This window comes from Bacillus sp. PAMC26543, assembly GCF_014250375.1.
GTDB classification, from domain to species: domain Bacteria; phylum Bacillota; class Bacilli; order Bacillales; family Bacillaceae; genus Bacillus; species Bacillus halotolerans.
On the sequence record NZ_CP060193.1, the window covers coordinates 4,065,469 to 4,086,163 of the forward strand.

Genomic DNA, 20,695 nt, shown 5'->3' on the forward strand with positions numbered 1-20,695 from the left:
CAACTATGTTCAATAGTACCATAGAAAATCATTCCAATACAACCAATAACCATCTCGGAAGCAGGCTGCCGATCAGCTTTCATAAACTGCCGGTTTTAACACTCCGATATAAGGCAGATTGCGATAGCGCTCAGCATAATCAAGTCCGTAACCCACTACAAACGCGTCAGGAACTTTAAAGCCGACGAAGTCTGCTTTAATGTCCGCTTTTCTTCCGCTTGGTTTATCCAAAAGGGTAACAATCTTAATTGATTTTGCTTTACGGTATCGGAAGAGCTCTACTAGATAACTTAAGGTTAACCCACTGTCGATGATATCTTCAATAATTAAGATGTCCCGGCCCTCTACAGATGTATCCAAATCTTTAATGATTTTTACTTCTCCAGATGAAACCGTAGATTTTCCGTAGCTTGATACATCCATGAAATCCATTTCCAAATATGTATCAATATGCTTGATAAGATCCGCCATAAAAGGAAGAGCTCCTTTTAACACACCGATTGCCAACGGAAATTTATCTTGATACTCGCTTGTTAAGTCTGCACCTAACTCTTTTACTTTCTCTTGTATCTCTTCCTCTGAGATCAGAACTGTTTCAATATCATGTTTCATCATGATTATGCTTGCCCCCTACACTTTTCATGCTGTCTATATTGTAATACAATGCGGTCACTGTTTGGAATCACAAGATCTTCAAAAATGGATTTTTTCAAGCCCGGTATCCAGATAATTTCACCGCTTGCATCCGTCACAACCGGCCAGTTGTCTCTTTCTTGCAGAGGCAATTTCTTATCAATAAATATATCCTTTACCTTTTTCGAGCCGTTCATCCCTTTTAGTTTTATCCGATCGCCGGCTTTTCTTGTCCGGATCGTCAAGGGAAATCTCACCTTATCTTGACTTGTAATAAAAACAGAATTCCCATGACCTTCAAGAGGTTCCGCGTTACGCTTTGCCTCTATCAGAAATCCGTTTGGGAGCACTGCCGTCTCATCGGCAGCTCCGCTTATTTGATATTCAAAGGGAACATTTTTGCACTGCCATTGTTCAAATGTAAACAAACATGTCTGATATGATTTGACCACCTTCAGTCCTTTCGGAAAGTCCAGTACTCCTGAAGGACCGCCCCTATCCACCCAATCCAAAAACTGCTGAATATGATGAGCGGAAAAGGATGATGGAACGTTTTCATAAAGATAGTTTAATATTAGTTGAACTCCTCTTCTTTGTAAAGGCATCGGGAGGGCAAGCAATTGAGAGGAATTGATTTCAACTGATATTTTAGACTGGCTTGTGATTACTTTATTCATTTCTTCTTTCGTTAATGACTGTAAGAATTGCTCATCTTCAGTCAGTGCTTCGCTTACTTTCTGAAACCTTTTATGCACATCCGGTGATTCCTGTTTCAAAAAAGGGAGCACTGCTTTTCTGAATCTGTTTCTAGTGTAATCATCTTTGGCGTTGCTTTCGTCCGTCCGGTAGCTCAAAGCGTTTTCATGGCAATAATGAAGAATCTCTTCTTTTGTAATGGCTAGAAATGGTCTGATCATCTGTCCCGTTTCAAACCGTCTTACCGGCTGCATGCCGGCAAGTCCAGCTCCGAGTGTGCCTTTGGCCAGTCTCATAAGCATTGTTTCAACCTGATCATCTCCATGATGAGCAAGTGCAAGATAATCCGCTTGATGCTTGGACATCACTTCCTTAAAAAACTGATATCGGCAATCACGGGCAGCTGCCTGCTTGTTGAGACCGTTTTTCTCAGCATACGCAGTTACATTGATTTGAGCCGTTTCACATTTGATCTGTTCAGCCTCACAATATGCTTGGACAAAACGCATGTCTTCCTCAGATTGTGCCCCTCTGAACCGGTGGTCTACGTGAGCCGCAATCACATTGGCTGAACGGCCGTATAACGCATGAAGCGCGTGAAGGAGAGCCATCGAATCCGGACCGCCGGAAACGCCTACAATAATTGTCGCCCCTTTTAACGTAAGATTGTGTTTGATAAAAAAATCTTTGACACTGTTCACAATGTCCTCCTCACAATGAGCAGGTATTTTAAAGATATTCATATCCTATCACTTTCAATCCTTCCAAGCAAAGAAGAAGCATGGGTATTGCAGATTGCGGCTGTCAAATAAGGAAAAAGATAATGTAAGCGAAATAAAGCGCCAAAACACTGATTACGATAAGAGCGGTTTCGAATAACCCTCCGGACTTAGCGCCCTTCTTTTTAGGTGCATATCTCGTCTGTGTTACTTTTCCCTGGCGCATTTTTTGCTGTCTTTGTCTTGAGATAGGTTGCGCCGAAGTTGGCGTTTTTCCGGCCTGTTTTCTTTGCGCTGCCTTTTGCCCTGCTGCGAGCATCTCTCTTTTCATCTCGTCCGCGGAATCATAATGGCCATTTAAAGCAGAAATAAGCACTTTTTTATACTTTTGCAGCACCGGACTGCCTTCGATTAAAGATCGCAGTTGTTCCTTTGGCTGACTTGTTTTTTTGAATTCCTTTTTATGTACACAGTTGATCATAATCATAGCAACCGCAAACAAGTCGTAAGAGGGCTCTGCTTTTCTTGTCCCATACCCCCAATATCCTCTGTCGTAAAACTCGGTATACTCTTTTATCGCTCGGCCCTCCTTGGTTGTTCCGCCTACATCTATGCAGCGGATTCTGGCTGGCGGACCGGTGACAATCAGATTATCCGGCTTAAGGTCGCCGAATATCCACCCTTGCTGATGAAGCACGGATAAGCTGGTTAACAGCTGAATCATCAAGACCGGAATCCATTCTGCTCCTTTGTCACTGACGAATTGTAAAAGCAGCGGGCCTTTTATGTATTCCATTGCATAAAATGAAACCTTTGTATTAGCACTGGGAATAAAGGCATCATCAGTGTCAAAAAAAGAAGGCCCCATCGTTACGGACTGGGCCTTTGAAAAAGATTTTAAGACATTCACTTCAGAAGTAATAGACAGGCTGTCATCGCTTACCTTTAAGGCAACATGTCCATCTGATGCTTCTGCCAAATACACAATTCCATTGGCCCCTTTTCCAAGCTGTTTACGCAGTGTGTAAGTATTTCCATTCCACTTGCCCTTTACTCTCGTTCCCGGCTTAAGGCTACATGCCAAACTCGTCAAAGTGTCGTTCATCATCTGCCAGCATGCTCCTTCTTGAGCGGATTTTTTCGAATTGCTGTGTCGCTTCACGAATCGCCGGACCTGTCGGCGTGATGCCGCCTGTCGATAGCTTCGCAAAGAGTGTGGAAAGAGATTGCAGCTTCGGTGTCCAATTTAGCACAAGCTCGACCTCCTGTTTTTTCCCGGGAAATATACACATCGCAAATTCGTTATTCCCTATTCGGGAGTTAAGACTCACGGACAAGTCAATCAGCGCTTCTTTCACTGTAGGCAGCTTTGGCGCCATACTCGCGCTTGTATCAACGAGAACCAAAACCTGAAGATGCACCGTCTCTCCCAGTTCATCCACCACTTCCATGACTTCGCCGCGTTTTTCCGGAGAAAGCTCCTCCATTTCCACATTCTTTCCCAGGATTTGCTTCAGTTCTTGATTTACCACCCCTTGCAGGGTTTGCGTCATTGCTTTTTTCGTTACCATTTGAACCGTTTGCGAAAGCTGTGATGCGTAAACGACCTGATGCACGCCGCCTCCAGCAAGCGCAATCCCTTCAACTTCTTTCATAGCCTCGTGGTCAATTTTGTTTTCTTCCATTATACCTATGACATTTACTGTAATCCCTTGCTCTTTAGCAAAAGCAGCCATAGCAAGCGGATCTTCACCATGATTTGAGCAGCCATCCGTTATCAGCAGAATTTGATTTAAACGTCCGTTGTTCACATTCATTCCTCCTGGAGAATACGATGATTCTCAGATTCATATAGTTCCATCTTCGCCAGAAGAAAATTGATTTATACGGAAGCGTTATGAAATTTCTTGTTTGCTTTGAAAGATGGCCGGAACGGGAATAGACGCCCACTTTGGTGTATTGTGATCAATTCGGACGACAACAACCGTCATATCATCATCAATTTGGCCTGACCTTGTGCGAATCACTTCCTCCATGAGTAAGTCAGCAATTTCCTGCGGATCATCTGTTTTTAACCCTTTCATTTTGCGCTTCATCCATAAATCATGATTTTCCACGTGTTTAGGGCCTTCGAAAATACCGTCACTCATCATGATCAGGAGGTCTCCCGCCTTCAGCTGCTCACTCACAACCTCAACGTCGAATTCGTTAATAATGCCGATTGGCAGATTGCTCGCTTGGACTTTCATCACCTGCTCACCCCGTTTGATAAAGCTCGGTGTTGATCCAACCTTTAAAAACTTACAGCTCGCATCCTGAAGGTCGATAATAGAAAGATCGAGCGTGGAATATATTTCATCCGTTGTCCGCAGAGACAGTATGCTGTTGATCGTTTTGATTGCTATTTTTTCATCTATTCCTGATTCAAGGATCTTTTCAAGAAGTTTAATCGTTTCATTGCTTTCAAAGTGAGCCCTCGCGCCATTGCCCATCCCGTCACTGATAGCAGCTGCATATTTTCTTGCGCCCAGCTCCATCATACTGTAGCTGTCGCCGGAGACAAGGCCGCCGCCCTTCGCTGCATGAGCCGCACCCGTAGACACTCTGTACGATTTGGTTGAGCCAAACGCGACATGGCTGTATCCATTTGGATGAGGAGAATGCTGCTCGGCTTTCACGAGAACCTGCTCTTCCAAAATGTCAGAAAGCATAGGCGCTATGATTTTTTCACTTTCTCCATGTCCGCTGAATGGGATTGTCATTTCTATATCAATGTTCCCCTGTTCAAGGCTGTAAATCTCCACCTGCTGAATCTCTATTCCAAAATGCTGAAGAGCCTCAATAATTTGTTCTTCTTGGATAAAGTGCTGCTCCCTCTCCCTTTTTATTTCCCGAGAAAAGTCTGCCATGACCTCTGAAACACCTAAGAGCTGTTCAGCCACAAGCCGCCTGCTGTCCTGCACTTTTTTCTTAAGGGTTAAATGCGCATGATGATAGGCAAGTTCATCCTCTATCAACTCTTCAACCTGACGCGATTTAGAGCAATACTGGTGAAACTCTTTTTTCAGCCTTCGGTTTGAAGCATACTCTTTTTCCTCTGTTTCAAGCATAACTTGTTTCATTAAATCATATGTTTTATCAAAGTTCTGAACCCAGCACCTGTTTTTCTTGTAGCACGTTTGACAGGAATGCTCCGTAATTTTACTTAAAAACAGATCGACTTCGCTGTCATCTGTTTGTTCGTCAGACGCTTGATAAAAGGTTGCAAAGCTTTCTGACAATGCATGAAATACATTGGAGAACTGATCCACCTTTTGAGCAGTGACATCTCTGATTTTTCTCGCGTATTGCTGCTGCTCCTGAAGATGTTCCACAGTACCCGGAATATATCTCGCCACTTTTCTTGTGATGGACTGAGGCGTAAGCAGAAACAGGCCGACTGCTATCAATGACTCATAGAGCGTTGTCATCAGACCGGCAGAGCCCTCTCCATATAGAGAAATAAGAAGCGATCCGATAATCAGCCCGATTGCCGCACCCGCTTTTTTTCCTTCTTTCAGCAAGCCGCCTAATAAGCCAGAAAATGCGAGCAGACTCATTTGATAGAGATTTCCGATATTGGCTAAGCCCAGAATCAAACCTGTCACGACACCTACTGTACAGCCGATGCTTGCACCGCCGATGAAGGAAAAGCTTAATACAACATAACGGGCCAGGATATGTTCTGCCTGCATCCCTTGATAGGACAAGCCTGCAAGTCCAGTCAGCACCGAAGCAATCAGAATCATAAAGCAAATGATTTCTTCTATTTTTAAGGATTGTTTTACTTTCTTCACTGTGAAAATCGGAAGGCTTTGGAGGAAAATCAGCGTTAAAATAAAGGACAGCCCGGCTTCTACAACAGCCATCACATAATCATAGGTTGTAAACGCGCCATTCTGAGCGTAAACAAAACCCGCTCTTGCCGCCGCCATGGAGAAGAACACGACAATCGGAAGGGCTTTCACACGATCATCTGTGATGAAGGATGCTACTTTAGAAAACACGAAGAATGCAAGCAACGCTGCTAATATGAGTAATGAGTGCTTCGGAGAAATTGTCATTGCACCTGCAAGCACAGCCAGCACTGCATACAGCGCCTTGTCTCTTCTGATCAGAAGCATTGCCCCAAAGAAAGGAAGGGCGAAAGGAAGGACCTCGGATAATATGAAAGCTCGTCCAAGCAAAAACCCGATGACGACATAAATGAATCCTTTATAGAAAAACAGTGAATGCAAATGATGAGTCACCAGCTTCGCTCCCCTGTTAAAAAACGATTGGAGTTTTTCAAAAGCTTGTCCCGCCATTGGCCCGTTCACTCTTCTTTCTGCTTTTTCCATTTCTCTCATCTCCCACCTGTTATATTCGTTGCCTGTCATTATAGCGAAAGCACAGATAGGATTTTGTCAAAAGAAGGTAACTATACCAAAAAAGTCTTCGACGGTTTCTGCCCTGAAATTCGTTTATGCGGAGAATTTCCAGAAAGATGTCTAAAAATGAAAAAAAATCGGTTTCTGTTACAGAAACCGATTTTTCAGTATGACCCGTACGGGATTCGAACCCGTGTTACCGCCGTGAAAGGGCGGTGTCTTAACCGCTTGACCAACGGGCCTAACAAATATGGTAGCGGCGGAGGGGATCGAACCCCCGACCTCACGGGTATGAACCGTACGCTCTAGCCAGCTGAGCTACACCGCCATATTGTTTGTGCTTCTAAGCACAAGTTATATAATACAAAGGTTTGTCCTTTTCGTCAACAGAAACTTTAATGTTATAATTTTCTGACTCTTACCTTGAGAGAGCATATAAAAAAAGCACCCGTTGGGACGAACGGATGCTTCATTTATTTATAGAAAGCAGCAAGTTATCCTCTTCTTGCTCCGCGCCCTCCACGTTTTGATTCCGTATTGCGTTTTAAAGATGACAAGCGATCTTCGCTATCTTTTAAAAACTTGTTCATTTTCTGTTCAAAAGATTCTTTCGGACGGAAATCATTTCTAGGTCTGGCTTGCGGACGGTCTTTAGCTTTTTTAATAGATAAACCAATTTTCCCGTCTTTTTCAACGTTGATGACTTTCACTTCAACTTGGTCGCCGACTTTTAAGTGATCATTAATGTCTTTAACATAATTATCGGCTACCTCACTGATATGAACGAGACCGGTTGAGCCTCCAGGCAATTCAACAAATGCTCCAAAATTTGTAATACCTGTAATTTTCCCTTGCAACTTGCTGCCCACTTCAATCGACATAAAAAAAGTGCTCCTCCTTAGGCTTATAAAAAGATCGTTTGCTTAATTATACCTAAATAAAAATTTAAGTGTCAACAAGGCTACTTGTTCTTCTTCTCCACATTAAAGATTATTTCACCGTCTCCAGACATGAATAAGTCTCTTCTGGCAAGCTCTGTGACATAATCTTCATCTTTTAATTTGGATATTTCTTCTTTTAAATCCGTTTGCTTTGTCTTTAAATTCTTCAGTTCTTTTTCAAGCTGTTCTTTCTTTTCTTCTTTTGCGCTAAGGGAAGATGTTTGGCTCCATACAGAGCTTGCCAGTACAATTGCCGTCAGAAATACGAGGGCGCCGAATACAGTCAACCGTCTGTACAGCCCTTTTCTTCTTCTTTTCTTCAGCTGATTTTGCCGCTCTACTTTTTCTTTATAGTCGTTTTGTATTTCAGTTATCGTTCGTTCTCTGGAAAAATTCAAATCAGACGGTCCTCCTTTCATCTCTTCAAAAAACGTGTAATGGTCGTTCTTATGGTTACCAATAGTTTCTTCTTCTTTTTTAGAAATCCTGCACCTTTTTGAAAATATCGTCTGAAAGTTAGACGCAGTTTTTCAGGAAGAAGTTTCATACATTGTTTCACGATAAAGCGGATCGGAAAACACAGAACCATGACTATTTTATAAAGACATAACATGAGAAAACCGATCAGGCGGTATGTTCTCTGAAAAAGAAACGTGACCAGCCAGATGATGACTCCGCATGTCCACACAATAGGACGAAATAACACGTGCTGAATGAGCTTTTTTAAGAATTGATAAACAGAAACAACAAGATAAATGACGAATTTCAGTATTTTTATATAGATTCGTTTGCAAAGGCTTTGATACGTCGCAACGCCCAGCAGAACCGCCAAAAAAATGTACAGCCTGAATTCTCCCTCATTTACATGAAGCAAGACATAAAAGAAGAGCAGCCCCTGCAAAATCCAGAAAAGAATATCATGAATAAATAAAAGCCATCTGGCTGTTCTGGCACGGATGACAAAGAGCCTGTACGTATCAAGCGACGCGCCAAGCCAGAGGCCCATACCGGACATCGCCAGCATTGTATAGAATTGTGTCGTCAGCGTCATTTAAACAACTTGCTAAAAAACCCTTTAGCTTTATCCCCTTGTTGCTCGTCTAAATACACTAAATCAAATACCCTGCCTTTGATCGAAACAATCCCTTTTTCTACATCAAGATTTTTCATTTGAAGGTTTTCGCCTCTGACTGAGAGCATTCCCATCACTGTTTCCAGCAGGAATTCTTCGTTATCAAAGCTTTCAACTTGCTTAACCCCAGAAATATCTAAATGTTTCCGGCCTTTCATTGTCACATCGTGCTGTTCCGGAACAGAAGAAGAACCTTTTTGTTCATAATATGAATTCATCTATTCAGCCCCCATATCCTCGATACTTTTAGCATTATTACTGCATTGTATGAGGCGGGGGATTCTTTTAGAACAAGCCTATTCGCCGAGTTTTTCTTCCTTTAGCACCGTATACATATTTGCGGCTTCTTCTTTTTTCGTCGTGTCTTTGAGCTCATTCACTTGTACCGTTACAAGCTTTTGGCCGAAGCGGACCGTTAATTCATCTCCAGGTTTTACGTCTGAGCTTGCTTTAGCCTGATTTCCGTTAATGGAGATTCTGCCTTGATCAGCTACTTCCTTCGCTAGTGTACGTCGTTTAATCAGCCGTGATACTTTTAAAAATTTATCTAATCTCATATTATGATCTCCTCTCAGTTTCTTTTGCTTCATTCCACAGGTTGTCCATGTCCTCAAGAGACATATTAGCCAGCTCGATTCCCTTTTCCTTCGCTGTTTGCTCAATATAAGAGAAACGTCTCCGGAATTTATCGTTTGTCATCGCCAATGCTTCCTCCGGTTCTATTTTGTAGAAGCGGGCTACATTTACCAAGGCGAAGAGAACGTCGCCAAATTCGGCCTTGAGATTGTGTTCATGAGGGTCTTCAGAAACCTCCGAAGAAAATTCCTCCATCTCCTCATTCACCTTTTCCCAAATATCACTCACATCTTCCCAGTCAAAACCGACTTTTGCCGCTTTTTTCTGAAGTTTAGCAGCTTTAGAAAGAGCAGGAAGGGTTTTCGGGACGTTGTCTAACAAGGATTCTTCAGATGTATGTTTTTCTGCTTTTTTAATATCTTCCCAATTTGCCAAAACATCGTTTTCATCCTGAACCTTAACATCTTTAAACACATGGGGATGTCTTCGGACCATTTTTTCACTGATCCCTTTAATCACATCATCTATTGTGAAATAACCATCATCTTCACCGATTTGCGCGTGAAGCAGGACCTGAAGCAAAACGTCGCCAAGCTCTTCGATCATATGGTCTGTGTCTTCTTCGTCAATTGCTTCGAGAAGTTCATAACACTCTTCAATCATGTATTGTTTTAATGACTGATGAGTCTGCTTTTTATCCCACGGACAGCCGTTAGGCCCGCGAAGCTCTCTGATAATGCGCCGAAACGCGGAGAACTCCCGGTACAGCAGCTTCTCTTCTTTAATCGGCGGAATATACACACTTGTTAAGTTATTCATGGCGACATTACGGTCCAGTTCAAATAAAGGCACTCTCCGAATATCCTCATCCCGGCTTCCGGCTGCAGTTACAATCACAACTTCATAATCATCCGGCAGCTTCTCCATTAATGTCAGCTTCACTTCGGATGCAGTCATTTGGTCGTAAACCTGACAAATGATCAGGTGATGTCTGAGCTCAAGCTCATCCGCGCTCAATGTGCCGGCATCCACAAATTGAAAGCCTTCAATGGGATCAATTTGCAAGGCATTAAAAGTGGCATCAAGAAAACTTTGCCCTCCCGCGACTTTCACCTGAATGTTTTTTTCTTCCTGCCGCTCCGTCAGCAACTGTACTGTTTTTTCTGCTACAAATGGATGCCCCGGAACCGCATAAACAACGTCCTGATGCTTCGCTTCTCCAAAGAGAATGTCAGCAATTTCTTCGTATACCGCATCAAACTGGTCGTGCTTCTCATATATATCATCAAAATAACGAATGTTCTTCGTTTCGCTTTCTAGCTCCTGAATTAAAGGATGGTCTTTTGTTCTGACAAACAGAGTGTCCGCCTTTGTCAGCAGCTTATGTATGCCAATTGTCAACTGGTCCATGTCTCCGGCGCCAAGCCCGACGACTGTAATGTTACCTGCCATTTTGTTCTCTCCTTCTTGTGAGTTTGCTTAACTTGCTGCCAAAAGGCACACTGTTGAGCTCTTCATCCGTAAATATTCCCAATTTCATCATACAATAAATAAACACCGCGCCTCCAATGGCGACAGCAGAAACACTTTCAACCGCCGCATATCCTCTTCCTTCCGCATCAAACAGAAAAGACCAAAGGCGTAAATAAGCAAGCAAGACAGCTGACATCAATAAAGCGGAACCAATAATCGGAAGCATAACGCCTCTCAGCTTGTCCAGCCATTCTTTTTGCCGCAGGCGATATAAATTAAGGCCGGCGACAGCCGCAAAGGTAGCCGCTGTCGCAAATGAAGCCCCTTCAATTCCATAACGCGGAACCAAAAAGGTATTTAACACCCATTTCACAGCCACGCCTGCGCCTACCGCTATTGCAGGAAACACCGTGTTTCCCGTTCCCTGTAAGACAGCAGCAGCCGTGACCGCCAAGGACGCAAACAAAATGGAGCAGCTAAATATCTGTAACGCAGCTGTTCCTTCACTATTTTGAAACAGCATAATGTTGACCGGCTTGAGGATGCAGATGAGACCAGCAGACGCCGCAACGCCAATCGCAAGACACAGCTTTAAGGAAGACGTCACTCTTTGTTTCATCACCAGCACTTGATTGTCCTTTACCGCTTTTGAAATCAACGGTACGAGTGAGGTCCCGATGCTCATTGCGAAAACAGAACCGAGCTGCAAAAGAGGCTGCCCCCGGTCATAAATTCCTTTCAGCCGCTTTGCTTCTTCACTCACCTCACCGCCAGACAGCAAAGAATATAAATTCAGCGCATCGACAAGCTGAATAAACAAAAGCAGCAGGCTGCTGACACAGATCGTTACCGAATATAAAAGCAGTTTCTTAATTAATTGATTTGTTGTAATGTGATTTTCTTTTTCTATTTCCGCTTTTTCAGGCTTTTTCGTTTTGAACCAAAAAAAGACGAGGATGATAAGCGCAATCAAACTTCCGGCAAGAGAACCAGAAGCAGCTGCAGCTCCCGCAGTATAAAGCGAGGCACCCTTTTTGATGAGCCAAAAAGATAACCCTAAAAGCACCGCTACCCGCAGAAACTGTTCCATGATTTGCGATAAAGCGGATGGCAGCATATTGTGCCTCCCTTGAAAAACGCCCCTGAGCAGCGCGACAAATGGAAACAGAAGAAACGCATATGCAGTTACTTGAATTAACTGGGCGAGATGCGAGTCACCCATAAACAGAGCGATCGGAACAGCTCCCATATATAAACACAGAAATAAAAAAACACCTATTACCGATAAAACCAGCGCTGAAATTTTCATTATGGTGTTATGGTTTTTTTCACTATAATCATTCATCAGTTTAGAAATAATCACCGGAAATCCTGATGTTGAAAGCATGACGGCAATACCAAGAAAAGGGTATACCTGCTGATATATATAAAATCCAACATCGCCGACAATGTTTTGAAATGGGACTCTGTAAACGGCGCTTAATATTTTTGAAATAACGCCTGCCAGAATTAAAACAAAAGCCCCCTGCCACATCCAATGCCGTTTGACGCGTATTGAATCATCCATCCAAAAGCTCCTTCCCAACGTCAGGGGCCATGCAGAGTTCGCAATGACCTTGGCACAAATAAAAACGAGGTTATTATACCATATCCCAACCCTTGGAATCCTTTTTCAGCCTGCACAAAAAAGAACAGCGTCCCAAGGAGAGCTGTTCTTTCTATACCTATTTTGATAATTGTAATAAGACCTACTGTTCCATTTGACGAGCCAAAAACCCAGCTGCTGTTTCAACGGCTTTATGCTCTACTTCGCCCATCGTCTGATCCTTTGAAAAAATCACGACAGCACCTATCGGGTCGCCATTCGCCACAATTGGGCCGACAGTATAAGAACTCATATCTTCATCAATTCCATTCACAAGCTGCACGGATTTTGCATCGCTCTCAAGCACGGAACTTCTCTGATCCATTGTTTTTTCCAGCATTTCGCTGATCGGCTTGTTTAAGTAGTCTTTTTTGGAACTTCCGGAGACGGCAATGTAGACATCACGGTCACAGATAAGCACTGAATGGCCAAGACTGTCATAAAGCGCGTCTGCATACTCCTTTGCAAAGTCTCCAAGCTCACTTATCGGAGAGTATTTTTTCAAAATAACTTCTCCGTCACGATCTACAAAAATCTCAAGCGGATCGCCTTCCCTGATTCTCAGCGTTCTGCGAATTTCTTTAGGAATCACGACCCGTCCTAAGTCATCAATACGACGTACGATACCGGTTGCTTTCATCTCTGGTGCCTCTCTTTCATTTGATGGTTATACAATGTGGGAAAGACCTAAAGCAGTTACTTTATGTACCTTCCGCCTCGCTTGAAATTAGTATCCGTCACATCAAATGTAATATACACCAGAGAGTAACAAAATTTACGTTGATGAAATGGTTTGTTTTTTCACATCTTTAAGGCCCTTCAGCATGCCCAGCACGGTTTCGAGCCATTCATCCGCAGTCTTGCCTTTCGTTTGAACGGAAATTTTGAGTTTTTTTCCTTCCATTCCCAGTCCGATTTGTCTGCCGTATTTGTTGCCAAGCTCAAACAGTTTCTGGCCGTCAATATCAGCACTAGCCTCTTCAGAAATGGTCAGCCTGACTGCATCTTTATCTTGCTTAATCAATTCGACCCGTTCATTTTTCGCATAAACCTTCATTTCAGCTACGGTAAACAAGTATTCAACTTCTTTTGGATAATTTCCAAACCTGTCAATCATCTCATCTTGAAGTTCATTTTTCTCTTCAATTGAAGCCACAGATCTGAAGCGTTTATACATATCAATTTTCTGTTTGCCGTCTTGAATGTAAGTTTCCGGAATGTACGCATCTAGCTCAAGATCAATTTCTGTTTCAAAATGCTCCGTTTTCGCTGTATCGCCTTTCCGCTCTTCTATGGCCTCTTTTAGCATTTGCGAATAGAGGTCAAATCCGACCGAATCGATAAAGCCGTGCTGCTGAGCGCCAAGGAGGTTTCCGGCTCCGCGAATCGTTAAGTCGCGCATGGCGATTTTAAAACCAGATCCCAGCTCCGTAAATTCTTTAATCGCCTGCAGTCTTTTTTCAGCTACTTCAGTAAGCACTTTATCCCGGCGATACGTGAAATACGCATACGCTACACGGTTAGAACGGCCGACACGTCCACGCAGCTGATAAAGCTGGGAAAGACCCATCTTGTCGGCGTCAAACACGATCAGCGTATTCACGTTTGGAATATCTACACCCGTTTCAATGATTGTTGTGCTGACGAGAACGTCTGATTCCCCTTCCAGGAAACTCAGCATGACAGCTTCTAATTCATTTTCTGTCATTTTCCCGTGGGCATACGCAACCTTCGCGTCAGGGACAAGCATTGAAATCTCATCTGCTTTCCGTTCGATATCCTCTACCCTGTTGTATAAGAAATAGACTTGGCCTCCGCGTGCAAGCTCGCGCTCAATCGCCTCTCTGACAAGGGCACCATTGTATTCCACAACATATGTCTGTACAGGGAAGCGGTTTTCCGGCGGCGTCTCGATCACCGATAGATCCCTCACGCCAAGCATAGACATATGCAGCGTACGCGGAATCGGCGTCGCTGTTAATGTTAATACATCGACATTGGCTTTAATCTGTTTGATCTTTTCTTTATGGGTGACACCAAAACGCTGCTCCTCATCAATGATGAGCAGCCCTAAGTCTTTATAAACAACATCTTTTGATAACAGTCGGTGTGTCCCAATGACGATATCAACCGTTCCGTTTTTCAATCCTTTGATCGTTTCGTTTGCTTCTTTTCTTGTTCTGAATCGGCTAAGCAGGCCGATATTCATCGGGTAGTCCTGAAAGCGCTCTGTAATGGTCTCATAGTGCTGCTGAGCCAAAATGGTTGTCGGGACAAGCAGTGCGACCTGTTTTCCATCAGCGATTGCCTTAAACGCCGCACGGATGGCAACCTCTGTTTTCCCGTAACCCACGTCTCCGCAAAGCAGTCGATCCATCGGCCGCTCTCTTTCCATGTCTTTTTTGATTTCGTGAATAGAGCGGAGCTGATCTTCTGTCTCTTGATAAGGGAACGCCGATTCAAATTCACGCTGCATTTCATGATCAGGAGAAAATGCGTAGCCCTTGCTCGCTTCCCTTTCGGCATACAGTTTAATTAAGTCATCCGCGATGTCTTGAACGGATGTTTCTACTTTTTTCTTAACCCGCTTCCATTCGCTGCCGCCTAACTTATACAGCTTCGGTTCTTTTCCTTCTGATCCGACATACTTCTGTACCTGGTCAATTTGTTCAACCGGCACATAAAGCTTGTCGCTTCCCTGATAGTGAATGTTCAAATAGTCTTTGTGAATTCCATTGATCTCAAGGGTTTCGATCCCTAAATACTTTCCGATCCCGTGATTAATATGAACGACATAATCACCAATTTGAAGCTCGGAATAGCTCTTGATGCGCTCTGCATTCGTAAGCTTCTGTTTTCGAGGCTTCTTTTTCACGCGGTTTTTAAACAATTCTTCTTCAGTAATGACAGCAAGCTTCATTAACGGCAGCTCAAATCCTGATTGAAGCTCGCCTTCCATGATATAAACCTGTCCCTGAACAAGCGCCTTTTTGCTGTCAGTCATCGCCGCTTCGATTTCATAATCGGCCAAAACAGAAGACAGTCTTTGTGTACGTTCCTTATTTGCTCCCAAAAACACAACGGTGAAGTTTGATTTTTTAAACCGCTCCATTTCACCGGCAAGTACATTCATTTGCCCGTGGAAGCTCTGCATTTGTCTGCTGGATACATTTACGATATTTTGCGGGCTCGTATGCTGAACATGGCGTAAAAACAAAGAATAGTACAGCAAAGGCCGTCTTTGTTCAGCAGCTATTTTTTGGAAGCTGAATGACAGACTGATGTCATGCAAAATCTTCCCTTCCTCCAGCAGATTTGTGACAAACTCCGCTTCTTCCTTTTGAAGCTGCTCTTCCATTTCATGAATCCGGCTGACTTCGTCCAAAATAAGAAGCGTGTTATCAGGTGTATAATCTAGCAAACTAGCAGGTTTTTCATAAAAATATGAAAGGTACTTCACCAGTTCTTGATCTGTCTGGCCTTCAGATAAACGCTCTTTATCATGAGAAATATTCATATGCAGGATTTCTTTTTGCTTGTCGAGCTTTAATTTTTTCAAGCTGTCGGCAAGGCCTTTATCCATCTTCTCTATTGCACGTGCTTTTTCTTCAGCTCTGATAATCAGTTCCTTTGCCGGACCGATACTGATAGAGGTCAAGGTTTCAATTGACCGCTGATCGTCGGAGTTAAAGCTGCGGATGGAATCAACCTCGGTGTCGAATAATTCGATTCTGACCGGATGCTCAGAGGTCAGCGGATAAATGTCGATAATTCCGCCGCGAATACTGAATTCACCGGGTGCAGAAACCATATCAGACCGCTCGTATCCCACCTCTACCAGTCGGGATGCCAGCTGATCCGGTTCGATATCATGACCCACCTGAATGAGCATTTGGCTGTTTTTCCACACCTCTACCGGCGGCAGCATTCTTCTGACAGCCGCTACTGGAGCAACAACTATAGGCTTTTCTCCGTTTGTTAATCTATTAATGACATCTAAGCGCTGCGCTCGCAGTTCAGGGCTAGCCACCGCGATTTCTGATGATATGAGTTCATTGACGGGGTACAGAAGGACAGACCGATCTCCAAGAAGTGAAGTCAGATCATCCGTTACTTTCTGAGCTTGGTATAAATTATGGGTGATTAGAAAGATAGGCTTATTCGTTTCATTAGCCAGAGCAGAAGTAAAAACAGAACGCGCAGAACCTGAAAGACCCGCGAGCAGTTGTTCCTTCAGCCCCTCGTTTAAACCGTTGACGATGGATTTGAAGTCATCGCTTTCTTTAATAAAGGTTTGAATGTTGTCCATATGGCCCCTCCTCTCTGTTTTCTGTAAGAACAGAAAAACGCTTTGGTCTAGTGTCTACACCAAAGCTTTTTATTGAATAAATGTGTGATGTTCGTGGTAATGCGGATTTCGTTCAAGCGCCTCTTGGCAATCTTCACATATTGTAAGAACATGGACATCTCCATTGTCTTTATATGAAATCATATCGTTTCTTTCCTCGTTTGTTAAGTGCTCAAATCCAAGTGAGTTTGTCGATACCATGGAAGATTCCAGACTTCCAACTTTTACTCCGCAATGACGACAATAATAATGCAAAGCCATACAAGGGACCCTCCTGATGAAAAAGTCATTTTGGTGTAGTATGGACTTTGATTATGTATTTTATACCTTCGCGTTGAATTCGTTCATAACCTCTAAAAATGGTTTGCTGAGAGAAGCCTCACAAGCCTTAACGGACCTTTCAATCGCTTCCTCAATTGCTGGTGTTTCATCCTTTGTAAAAGCGCCTAAAACATAATCAACCACCTTCATCCCGTTCACTGGCCGCCCGATTCCGATGCGGATGCGATCAAACTCAGGCGTTCCGAGATGCTGGATCAGTGATTTGATGCCATTATGCCCGCCGGCACTGCCTTTCGTTCTTAGACGGATCTTGCCAGTCGGCAGATCAAGGTCGTCGTAAATGACTTTTAAATCTTCGTTGTCTACATCATAATAATCCATTAAAGGCCGCAAACATTCTCCTGATAAATTCATATATGTAAGCGGTTTAACAAGTAGAACCTTTTTGCCGGAAACAAATCCGGTTCCGTATAATCCGTTAAATTTGCTCTGGTTCAGCTCAATGTTCCATTCCTTCGAAAGCTGGTCTATTGCCATAAATCCGACATTATGCCTTGTATTTTCATAGTTCTTTCCCGGGTTTCCGAGGCCAGCAATTACAAGCATGGCAAATCCTCCCTTAGTCACATAAGCTCCCGCTCTAACACGGGCTATAATTCTTCTCATTCTAGCACAAAAGACGTAACCGCGGGAGGGTTACGCCTTAAGCTATTATTGATCTTCGTTTTCACCTTCAGGCTGAGCATCGGCAGTTTCCTCAGCGTCTGTTTCTGCAGCATCCTGCTGCTGCGGAGGAAGAATAGAAGCCACAACTTCATCTGATTCGTGATTATAGGAGTAGTCACCGCCGGCAGGCAAGTCCTCAATCGTGAGTACATCATTTACATCAAGACCAGAAATGTCTGCCTCGATCGATTGCGGAATTGCTTTTGGCTTCGCCTTCACGGTAAGAGCGTAAAGCGGCTGTTGCAATACGCCTCCATTTTTCACTCCAATTGCTTCTCCGGTCAGATGAATCGGCACTTCCACTTCAATTTCTTCACTCATATTGACTACTTGGAAGTCAGCATGAGTGACCTCATTTTTCAGCGGGTCCGTTTGCAGCTCTGTTACCATGACAGCGTGCTTCTCTCCGTTGACGTCGAGTGTAATGACTGTATTCTTGCCTTCATCCCTCAGTGTTTTGATAAGTTCCACACTGTCTAAGGATACCGGTTTGTTTGCCGTGTCTTTTCCATAAATGATACCTGGAACATGTCCTGAAGTACGGATATCCCGAAGAGACGAACGGGTGAAACCTGTTCTTTCTTTTGCCGTTAACGTTGCCATATTCAGCACCATCCTATTATCGTTTTATTGTCCTATTAGAAACAATACCCAAAACGATAAAGGTTTAAACCTTTCAAAATCGGTTTAGCTGAACAGGTAGCTGACAGATTGCTGCTCATGAACGCGAATAATCGCTTCAGCCAGAAGCGGTCCGACTGAAAGCTGCTTAAACCGTTCAATTTTCTTTTCTTCAGGAAGCTTGATGCTGTTTGTCACAACAAGCTCTTTAATTGTTGAGTTATTAATCCGTTCAACAGCAGGTCCTGATAGTACCGGATGTGTACAGCATGCATAAACTTCTTTTGCTCCGTTTTCAACGAGCGCATTAGCTGCAAGTGTAATGGTGCCGGCAGTATCAATGATATCATCGATAAGGATAGCGGTCTTCCCTTCGATATTACCTACAATATTCATGACTTCTGCCACATTCGGTCTCGGACGGCGCTTATCAATGATCGCAATCGGCGCTTTTAGTCTGTCAGCCAGTTTGCGGGCACGTGTCACACCGCCGTGGTCTGGTGAAACAATGACGATATCTTCAAGGTTTTTGCCTTCAAAATATTCTCCTAAAATCGGAACACCCATTAAGTGGTCAATCGGTATATCAAAGAATCCTTGAATTTGCGGTGCATGCAGATCAAGCGCAATGACACGAGTCGCACCGGCAGTTTCAAGCAGGTTTGCGAAAAGCTTTGCTGTGATTGGCTCACGGGATCTAGCTTTTCTGTCTTGACGCGCATAACCGTAATAAGGAATAACAATGTTAATGGTTTTTGCAGAAGCGCGTTTCAACGCATCTACCATAATCAACAGTTCCATAATATGCTCGTTAACGGGGTCACTTGTAGACTGGATGATGTAACAGTCACATCCGCGAATACTTTCTTCGATATTAATTTGGACTTCCCCATCACTAAATCTTGTGACAGAACACTTCCCTAATTGAACTCCAACTATATCTGCGATTTCTTTTGCAAGCTCTGGATTAGAATTCAAAGAAAAAATCTTTAAATTCTTATCTCCGTATTGATTAGACATGGATAAACCTCCGAATTTAGGATTATTTTTTATGAATATTTTTCACATAATCGTCTTTATTTACTTGTCTCGCTCTGGCAATAGCAAGTGCTTTTCCAGGTACATCTTCCGTAACAGTTGAGCCTGCCGCTACATAAGCGCCTTCTCCGACTGTGACAGGGGCAACCAAATTGGAGTTGCAGCCGATAAATGCGCCGTCTTCAATTTTCGTCAAATATTTATTCTTTCCATCATAATTGACAGTAATTGAACCGCAGCCCAAGTTGACGTCTGTGCCTACTTCGGCATCCCCGACATAGCTTAAATGAGAAGCCTTGCTTCGGTCTCCGAATTGCGTCTTTTTGATTTCAACAAAATTCCCGATCTTCACTTCATTCCCGATGACAGAATCAGGCCTGATGTGAGCAAAAGGTCCTATGTTTACATCATTCCCCACTTTACTGTTATTGACTACCGATTGTTTAATCACCGTACGGCTGCCAATTGAACTATTCATAATCTCAGTATGAGGGCCGATAATCGTATCTTCTCCGATTTGCACCTCACCTTTAATCACAGTTCCAGGATAAATCACAGTATCGCTTCCGATGACAGCTTCAGGAGAAATATACGTATTCATCGGGTCAATCAGCGTAACGCCATTTTGCATATGCCGTTTATTAATCCGCTCTTTCATAAACAATTCAGCCTGAGAAAGAGCAACTCTATCATTAACTCCGAGCGTTTCTTGGAAGTTACCAGTCTGGTAAGCGGCAACAGTTTCGCCTTCATTTTTGAGGATCTCTATCACATCCGGCAAATAATACTCGCCTTGAACATTATCGTTCGATACTTGGTCAATGGCCCGGAATAGAGCTTCATTATCAAAACAATACGTTCCAGTATTGATTTCAGTCACAAGACGTTCTTCCTCTGAAGCGTCCTTGTGCTCCACGATTTTTTGAACCGCTCCGCTCTCACCGCGAATGATTCGGCCGTATCCAGTCGGATCTTCTGCAACTGCAGTCAAGATCGTAGCTTTTGCTTCTTTTTGTGTATGTTCTTTCAGCATCGCTTCCATTGTCTCCGCTGTTAAAAGCGGCGTATCTCCGCAAATGACAATCGTTACACCTTTTTCGTCAGCAAGAAATGGCTGTGCCTGTTTTACAGCATGAGCAGTGCCAAGCTGTTCTGCTTGAAGCGCATACTCGCTTTTATCACCAAGCTGCTTTTTCACTTCTTCCGCACCATGTCCGACAATCGTGACAAGCTTCGTTAAAGATAACTTTAAGGCTTCGTCTACGACGTGCTCTACCATAGGCTTACCGCAAACTGGATGAAGGACTTTGTAAAGCTTTGATTTCATTCTTGTTCCTTGTCCAGCCGCTAAAACAACTGCAAACCGCTTATCCATTTAATGGCCTCCAATATCCCTTTTATCCATAGAAAAATATATCCTAAATATCATTTGATTTCAAGGAGACTTCATGAAGTG

The 20,695-nt window shown here is 43.4% G+C and carries 19 protein-coding genes and 2 tRNA genes; all 21 read right to left on the bottom strand.

Going from position 1 to position 20,695, the window contains the following annotated elements:
* Nucleotides 1–72: 72 nt before the first annotated feature.
* The 21 genes from hpt to glmU all read right to left on the bottom strand — a co-directional run bounded on the left by hpt (nucleotide 73) and on the right by glmU (nucleotide 20,614).
* Nucleotides 73–615 carry a hypoxanthine phosphoribosyltransferase gene (gene hpt, locus H7F27_RS20520; protein WP_038954341.1) on the bottom strand — a complete coding sequence of 181 codons (543 nt, stop codon included), beginning with the start codon at nucleotides 613–615 and terminating at the stop codon, nucleotides 73–75.
* A 2-nt stretch (nucleotides 616–617) separates the two neighbouring features.
* Nucleotides 618–2,030 (bottom strand): tRNA lysidine(34) synthetase TilS, encoded by a 1,413-nt coding sequence (gene tilS, locus H7F27_RS20525; protein WP_185848358.1) that lies wholly within the window; start codon nucleotides 2,028–2,030, stop codon nucleotides 618–620.
* 103 nt (nucleotides 2,031–2,133) lie between these two features.
* Entirely contained in the window at nucleotides 2,134–3,156 is a 1,023-nt protein-coding gene (locus tag H7F27_RS20530) for a protein kinase domain-containing protein (RefSeq protein WP_106021680.1), read from the bottom strand.
* Nucleotides 3,122–3,859: a vWA domain-containing protein gene (locus H7F27_RS20535; RefSeq protein ID WP_024123631.1), complete on the bottom strand. Its 738-nt coding sequence runs from the start codon at nucleotides 3,857–3,859 to the stop codon at nucleotides 3,122–3,124. The genes H7F27_RS20530 and H7F27_RS20535 overlap by 35 nt, the downstream gene beginning before the upstream one ends.
* Nucleotides 3,860–3,943: 84 nt before the next feature.
* Nucleotides 3,944–6,427 (bottom strand): stage II sporulation protein E, encoded by a 2,484-nt coding sequence (gene spoIIE / locus H7F27_RS20540; RefSeq protein WP_024123630.1) that lies wholly within the window; start codon nucleotides 6,425–6,427, stop codon nucleotides 3,944–3,946.
* A gap of 200 nt (nucleotides 6,428–6,627) precedes the next feature.
* Nucleotides 6,628–6,699: transfer RNA gene (locus H7F27_RS20545), tRNA-Glu, on the bottom strand.
* A gap of 9 nt (nucleotides 6,700–6,708) precedes the next feature.
* Nucleotides 6,709–6,785, bottom strand: a tRNA-Met gene (locus tag H7F27_RS20550).
* Nucleotides 6,786–6,951: 166 nt separating this feature from the next.
* Nucleotides 6,952–7,338 (bottom strand): S1 domain-containing RNA-binding protein, encoded by a 387-nt coding sequence (locus tag H7F27_RS20555; RefSeq protein ID WP_003218379.1) that lies wholly within the window; start codon nucleotides 7,336–7,338, stop codon nucleotides 6,952–6,954.
* An 80-nt stretch (nucleotides 7,339–7,418) separates the two neighbouring features.
* Nucleotides 7,419–7,796, bottom strand: a complete 378-nt coding sequence (divIC, locus tag H7F27_RS20560; RefSeq protein WP_010332711.1) for a cell division protein DivIC — start codon at nucleotides 7,794–7,796, stop codon at nucleotides 7,419–7,421.
* A gap of 17 nt (nucleotides 7,797–7,813) precedes the next feature.
* On the bottom strand, nucleotides 7,814–8,449 hold the full coding sequence (gene yabQ, locus H7F27_RS20565) for a spore cortex biosynthesis protein YabQ (RefSeq protein ID WP_024123629.1): 636 nt from the start codon (nucleotides 8,447–8,449) through the stop codon (nucleotides 7,814–7,816).
* Nucleotides 8,446–8,748: a sporulation protein YabP gene (gene yabP / locus H7F27_RS20570; protein WP_024123628.1), complete on the bottom strand. Its 303-nt coding sequence runs from the start codon at nucleotides 8,746–8,748 to the stop codon at nucleotides 8,446–8,448. The genes yabQ and yabP overlap by 4 nt, the downstream gene beginning before the upstream one ends.
* Before the next feature lie 78 nt (nucleotides 8,749–8,826).
* Complete coding sequence (locus H7F27_RS20575) at nucleotides 8,827–9,087, bottom strand: RNA-binding S4 domain-containing protein (protein WP_024123627.1); 261 nt, start codon at nucleotides 9,085–9,087, stop codon at nucleotides 8,827–8,829.
* A gap of 1 nt (nucleotide 9,088) precedes the next feature.
* The gene (gene mazG / locus H7F27_RS20580; protein ID WP_095714734.1) at nucleotides 9,089–10,558 is read right to left on the bottom strand and encodes a bifunctional methyltransferase/pyrophosphohydrolase YabN; all 1,470 of its coding nucleotides are present in this window, start codon (nucleotides 10,556–10,558) and stop codon (nucleotides 9,089–9,091) included.
* Nucleotides 10,548–12,146: a putative polysaccharide biosynthesis protein gene (locus H7F27_RS20585; protein WP_185848359.1), complete on the bottom strand. Its 1,599-nt coding sequence runs from the start codon at nucleotides 12,144–12,146 to the stop codon at nucleotides 10,548–10,550. Before H7F27_RS20585 ends, mazG begins: the two co-directional genes overlap by 11 nt.
* 181 nt (nucleotides 12,147–12,327) lie before the next feature.
* Nucleotides 12,328–12,864 (bottom strand): stage V sporulation protein T, encoded by a 537-nt coding sequence (gene spoVT / locus H7F27_RS20590; RefSeq protein ID WP_024123624.1) that lies wholly within the window; start codon nucleotides 12,862–12,864, stop codon nucleotides 12,328–12,330.
* A gap of 135 nt (nucleotides 12,865–12,999) precedes the next feature.
* A complete protein-coding gene (gene mfd, locus H7F27_RS20595; RefSeq protein ID WP_024123623.1) occupies nucleotides 13,000–16,533 on the bottom strand; it encodes a transcription-repair coupling factor in 3,534 nt (1,177 codons plus the stop codon).
* 69 nt (nucleotides 16,534–16,602) lie between these two features.
* Nucleotides 16,603–16,833, bottom strand: a complete 231-nt coding sequence (locus H7F27_RS20600; RefSeq protein ID WP_024123622.1) for an anti-sigma-F factor Fin — start codon at nucleotides 16,831–16,833, stop codon at nucleotides 16,603–16,605.
* A gap of 60 nt (nucleotides 16,834–16,893) precedes the next feature.
* Entirely contained in the window at nucleotides 16,894–17,460 is a 567-nt protein-coding gene (gene pth, locus H7F27_RS20605; protein ID WP_024123621.1) for an aminoacyl-tRNA hydrolase, read from the bottom strand.
* Nucleotides 17,461–17,565: 105 nt separating this feature from the next.
* Nucleotides 17,566–18,183 carry a 50S ribosomal protein L25/general stress protein Ctc gene (locus tag H7F27_RS20610; RefSeq protein WP_024123620.1) on the bottom strand — a complete coding sequence of 206 codons (618 nt, stop codon included), beginning with the start codon at nucleotides 18,181–18,183 and terminating at the stop codon, nucleotides 17,566–17,568.
* An 84-nt stretch (nucleotides 18,184–18,267) separates the two neighbouring features.
* The gene (locus H7F27_RS20615) at nucleotides 18,268–19,221 is read right to left on the bottom strand and encodes a ribose-phosphate diphosphokinase (RefSeq protein ID WP_003218353.1); all 954 of its coding nucleotides are present in this window, start codon (nucleotides 19,219–19,221) and stop codon (nucleotides 18,268–18,270) included.
* 22 nt (nucleotides 19,222–19,243) lie between these two features.
* Entirely contained in the window at nucleotides 19,244–20,614 is a 1,371-nt protein-coding gene (gene glmU / locus H7F27_RS20620; RefSeq protein WP_024123619.1) for a bifunctional UDP-N-acetylglucosamine diphosphorylase/glucosamine-1-phosphate N-acetyltransferase GlmU, read from the bottom strand.
* Between the last annotated feature and the right edge of the window lie 81 nt (nucleotides 20,615–20,695).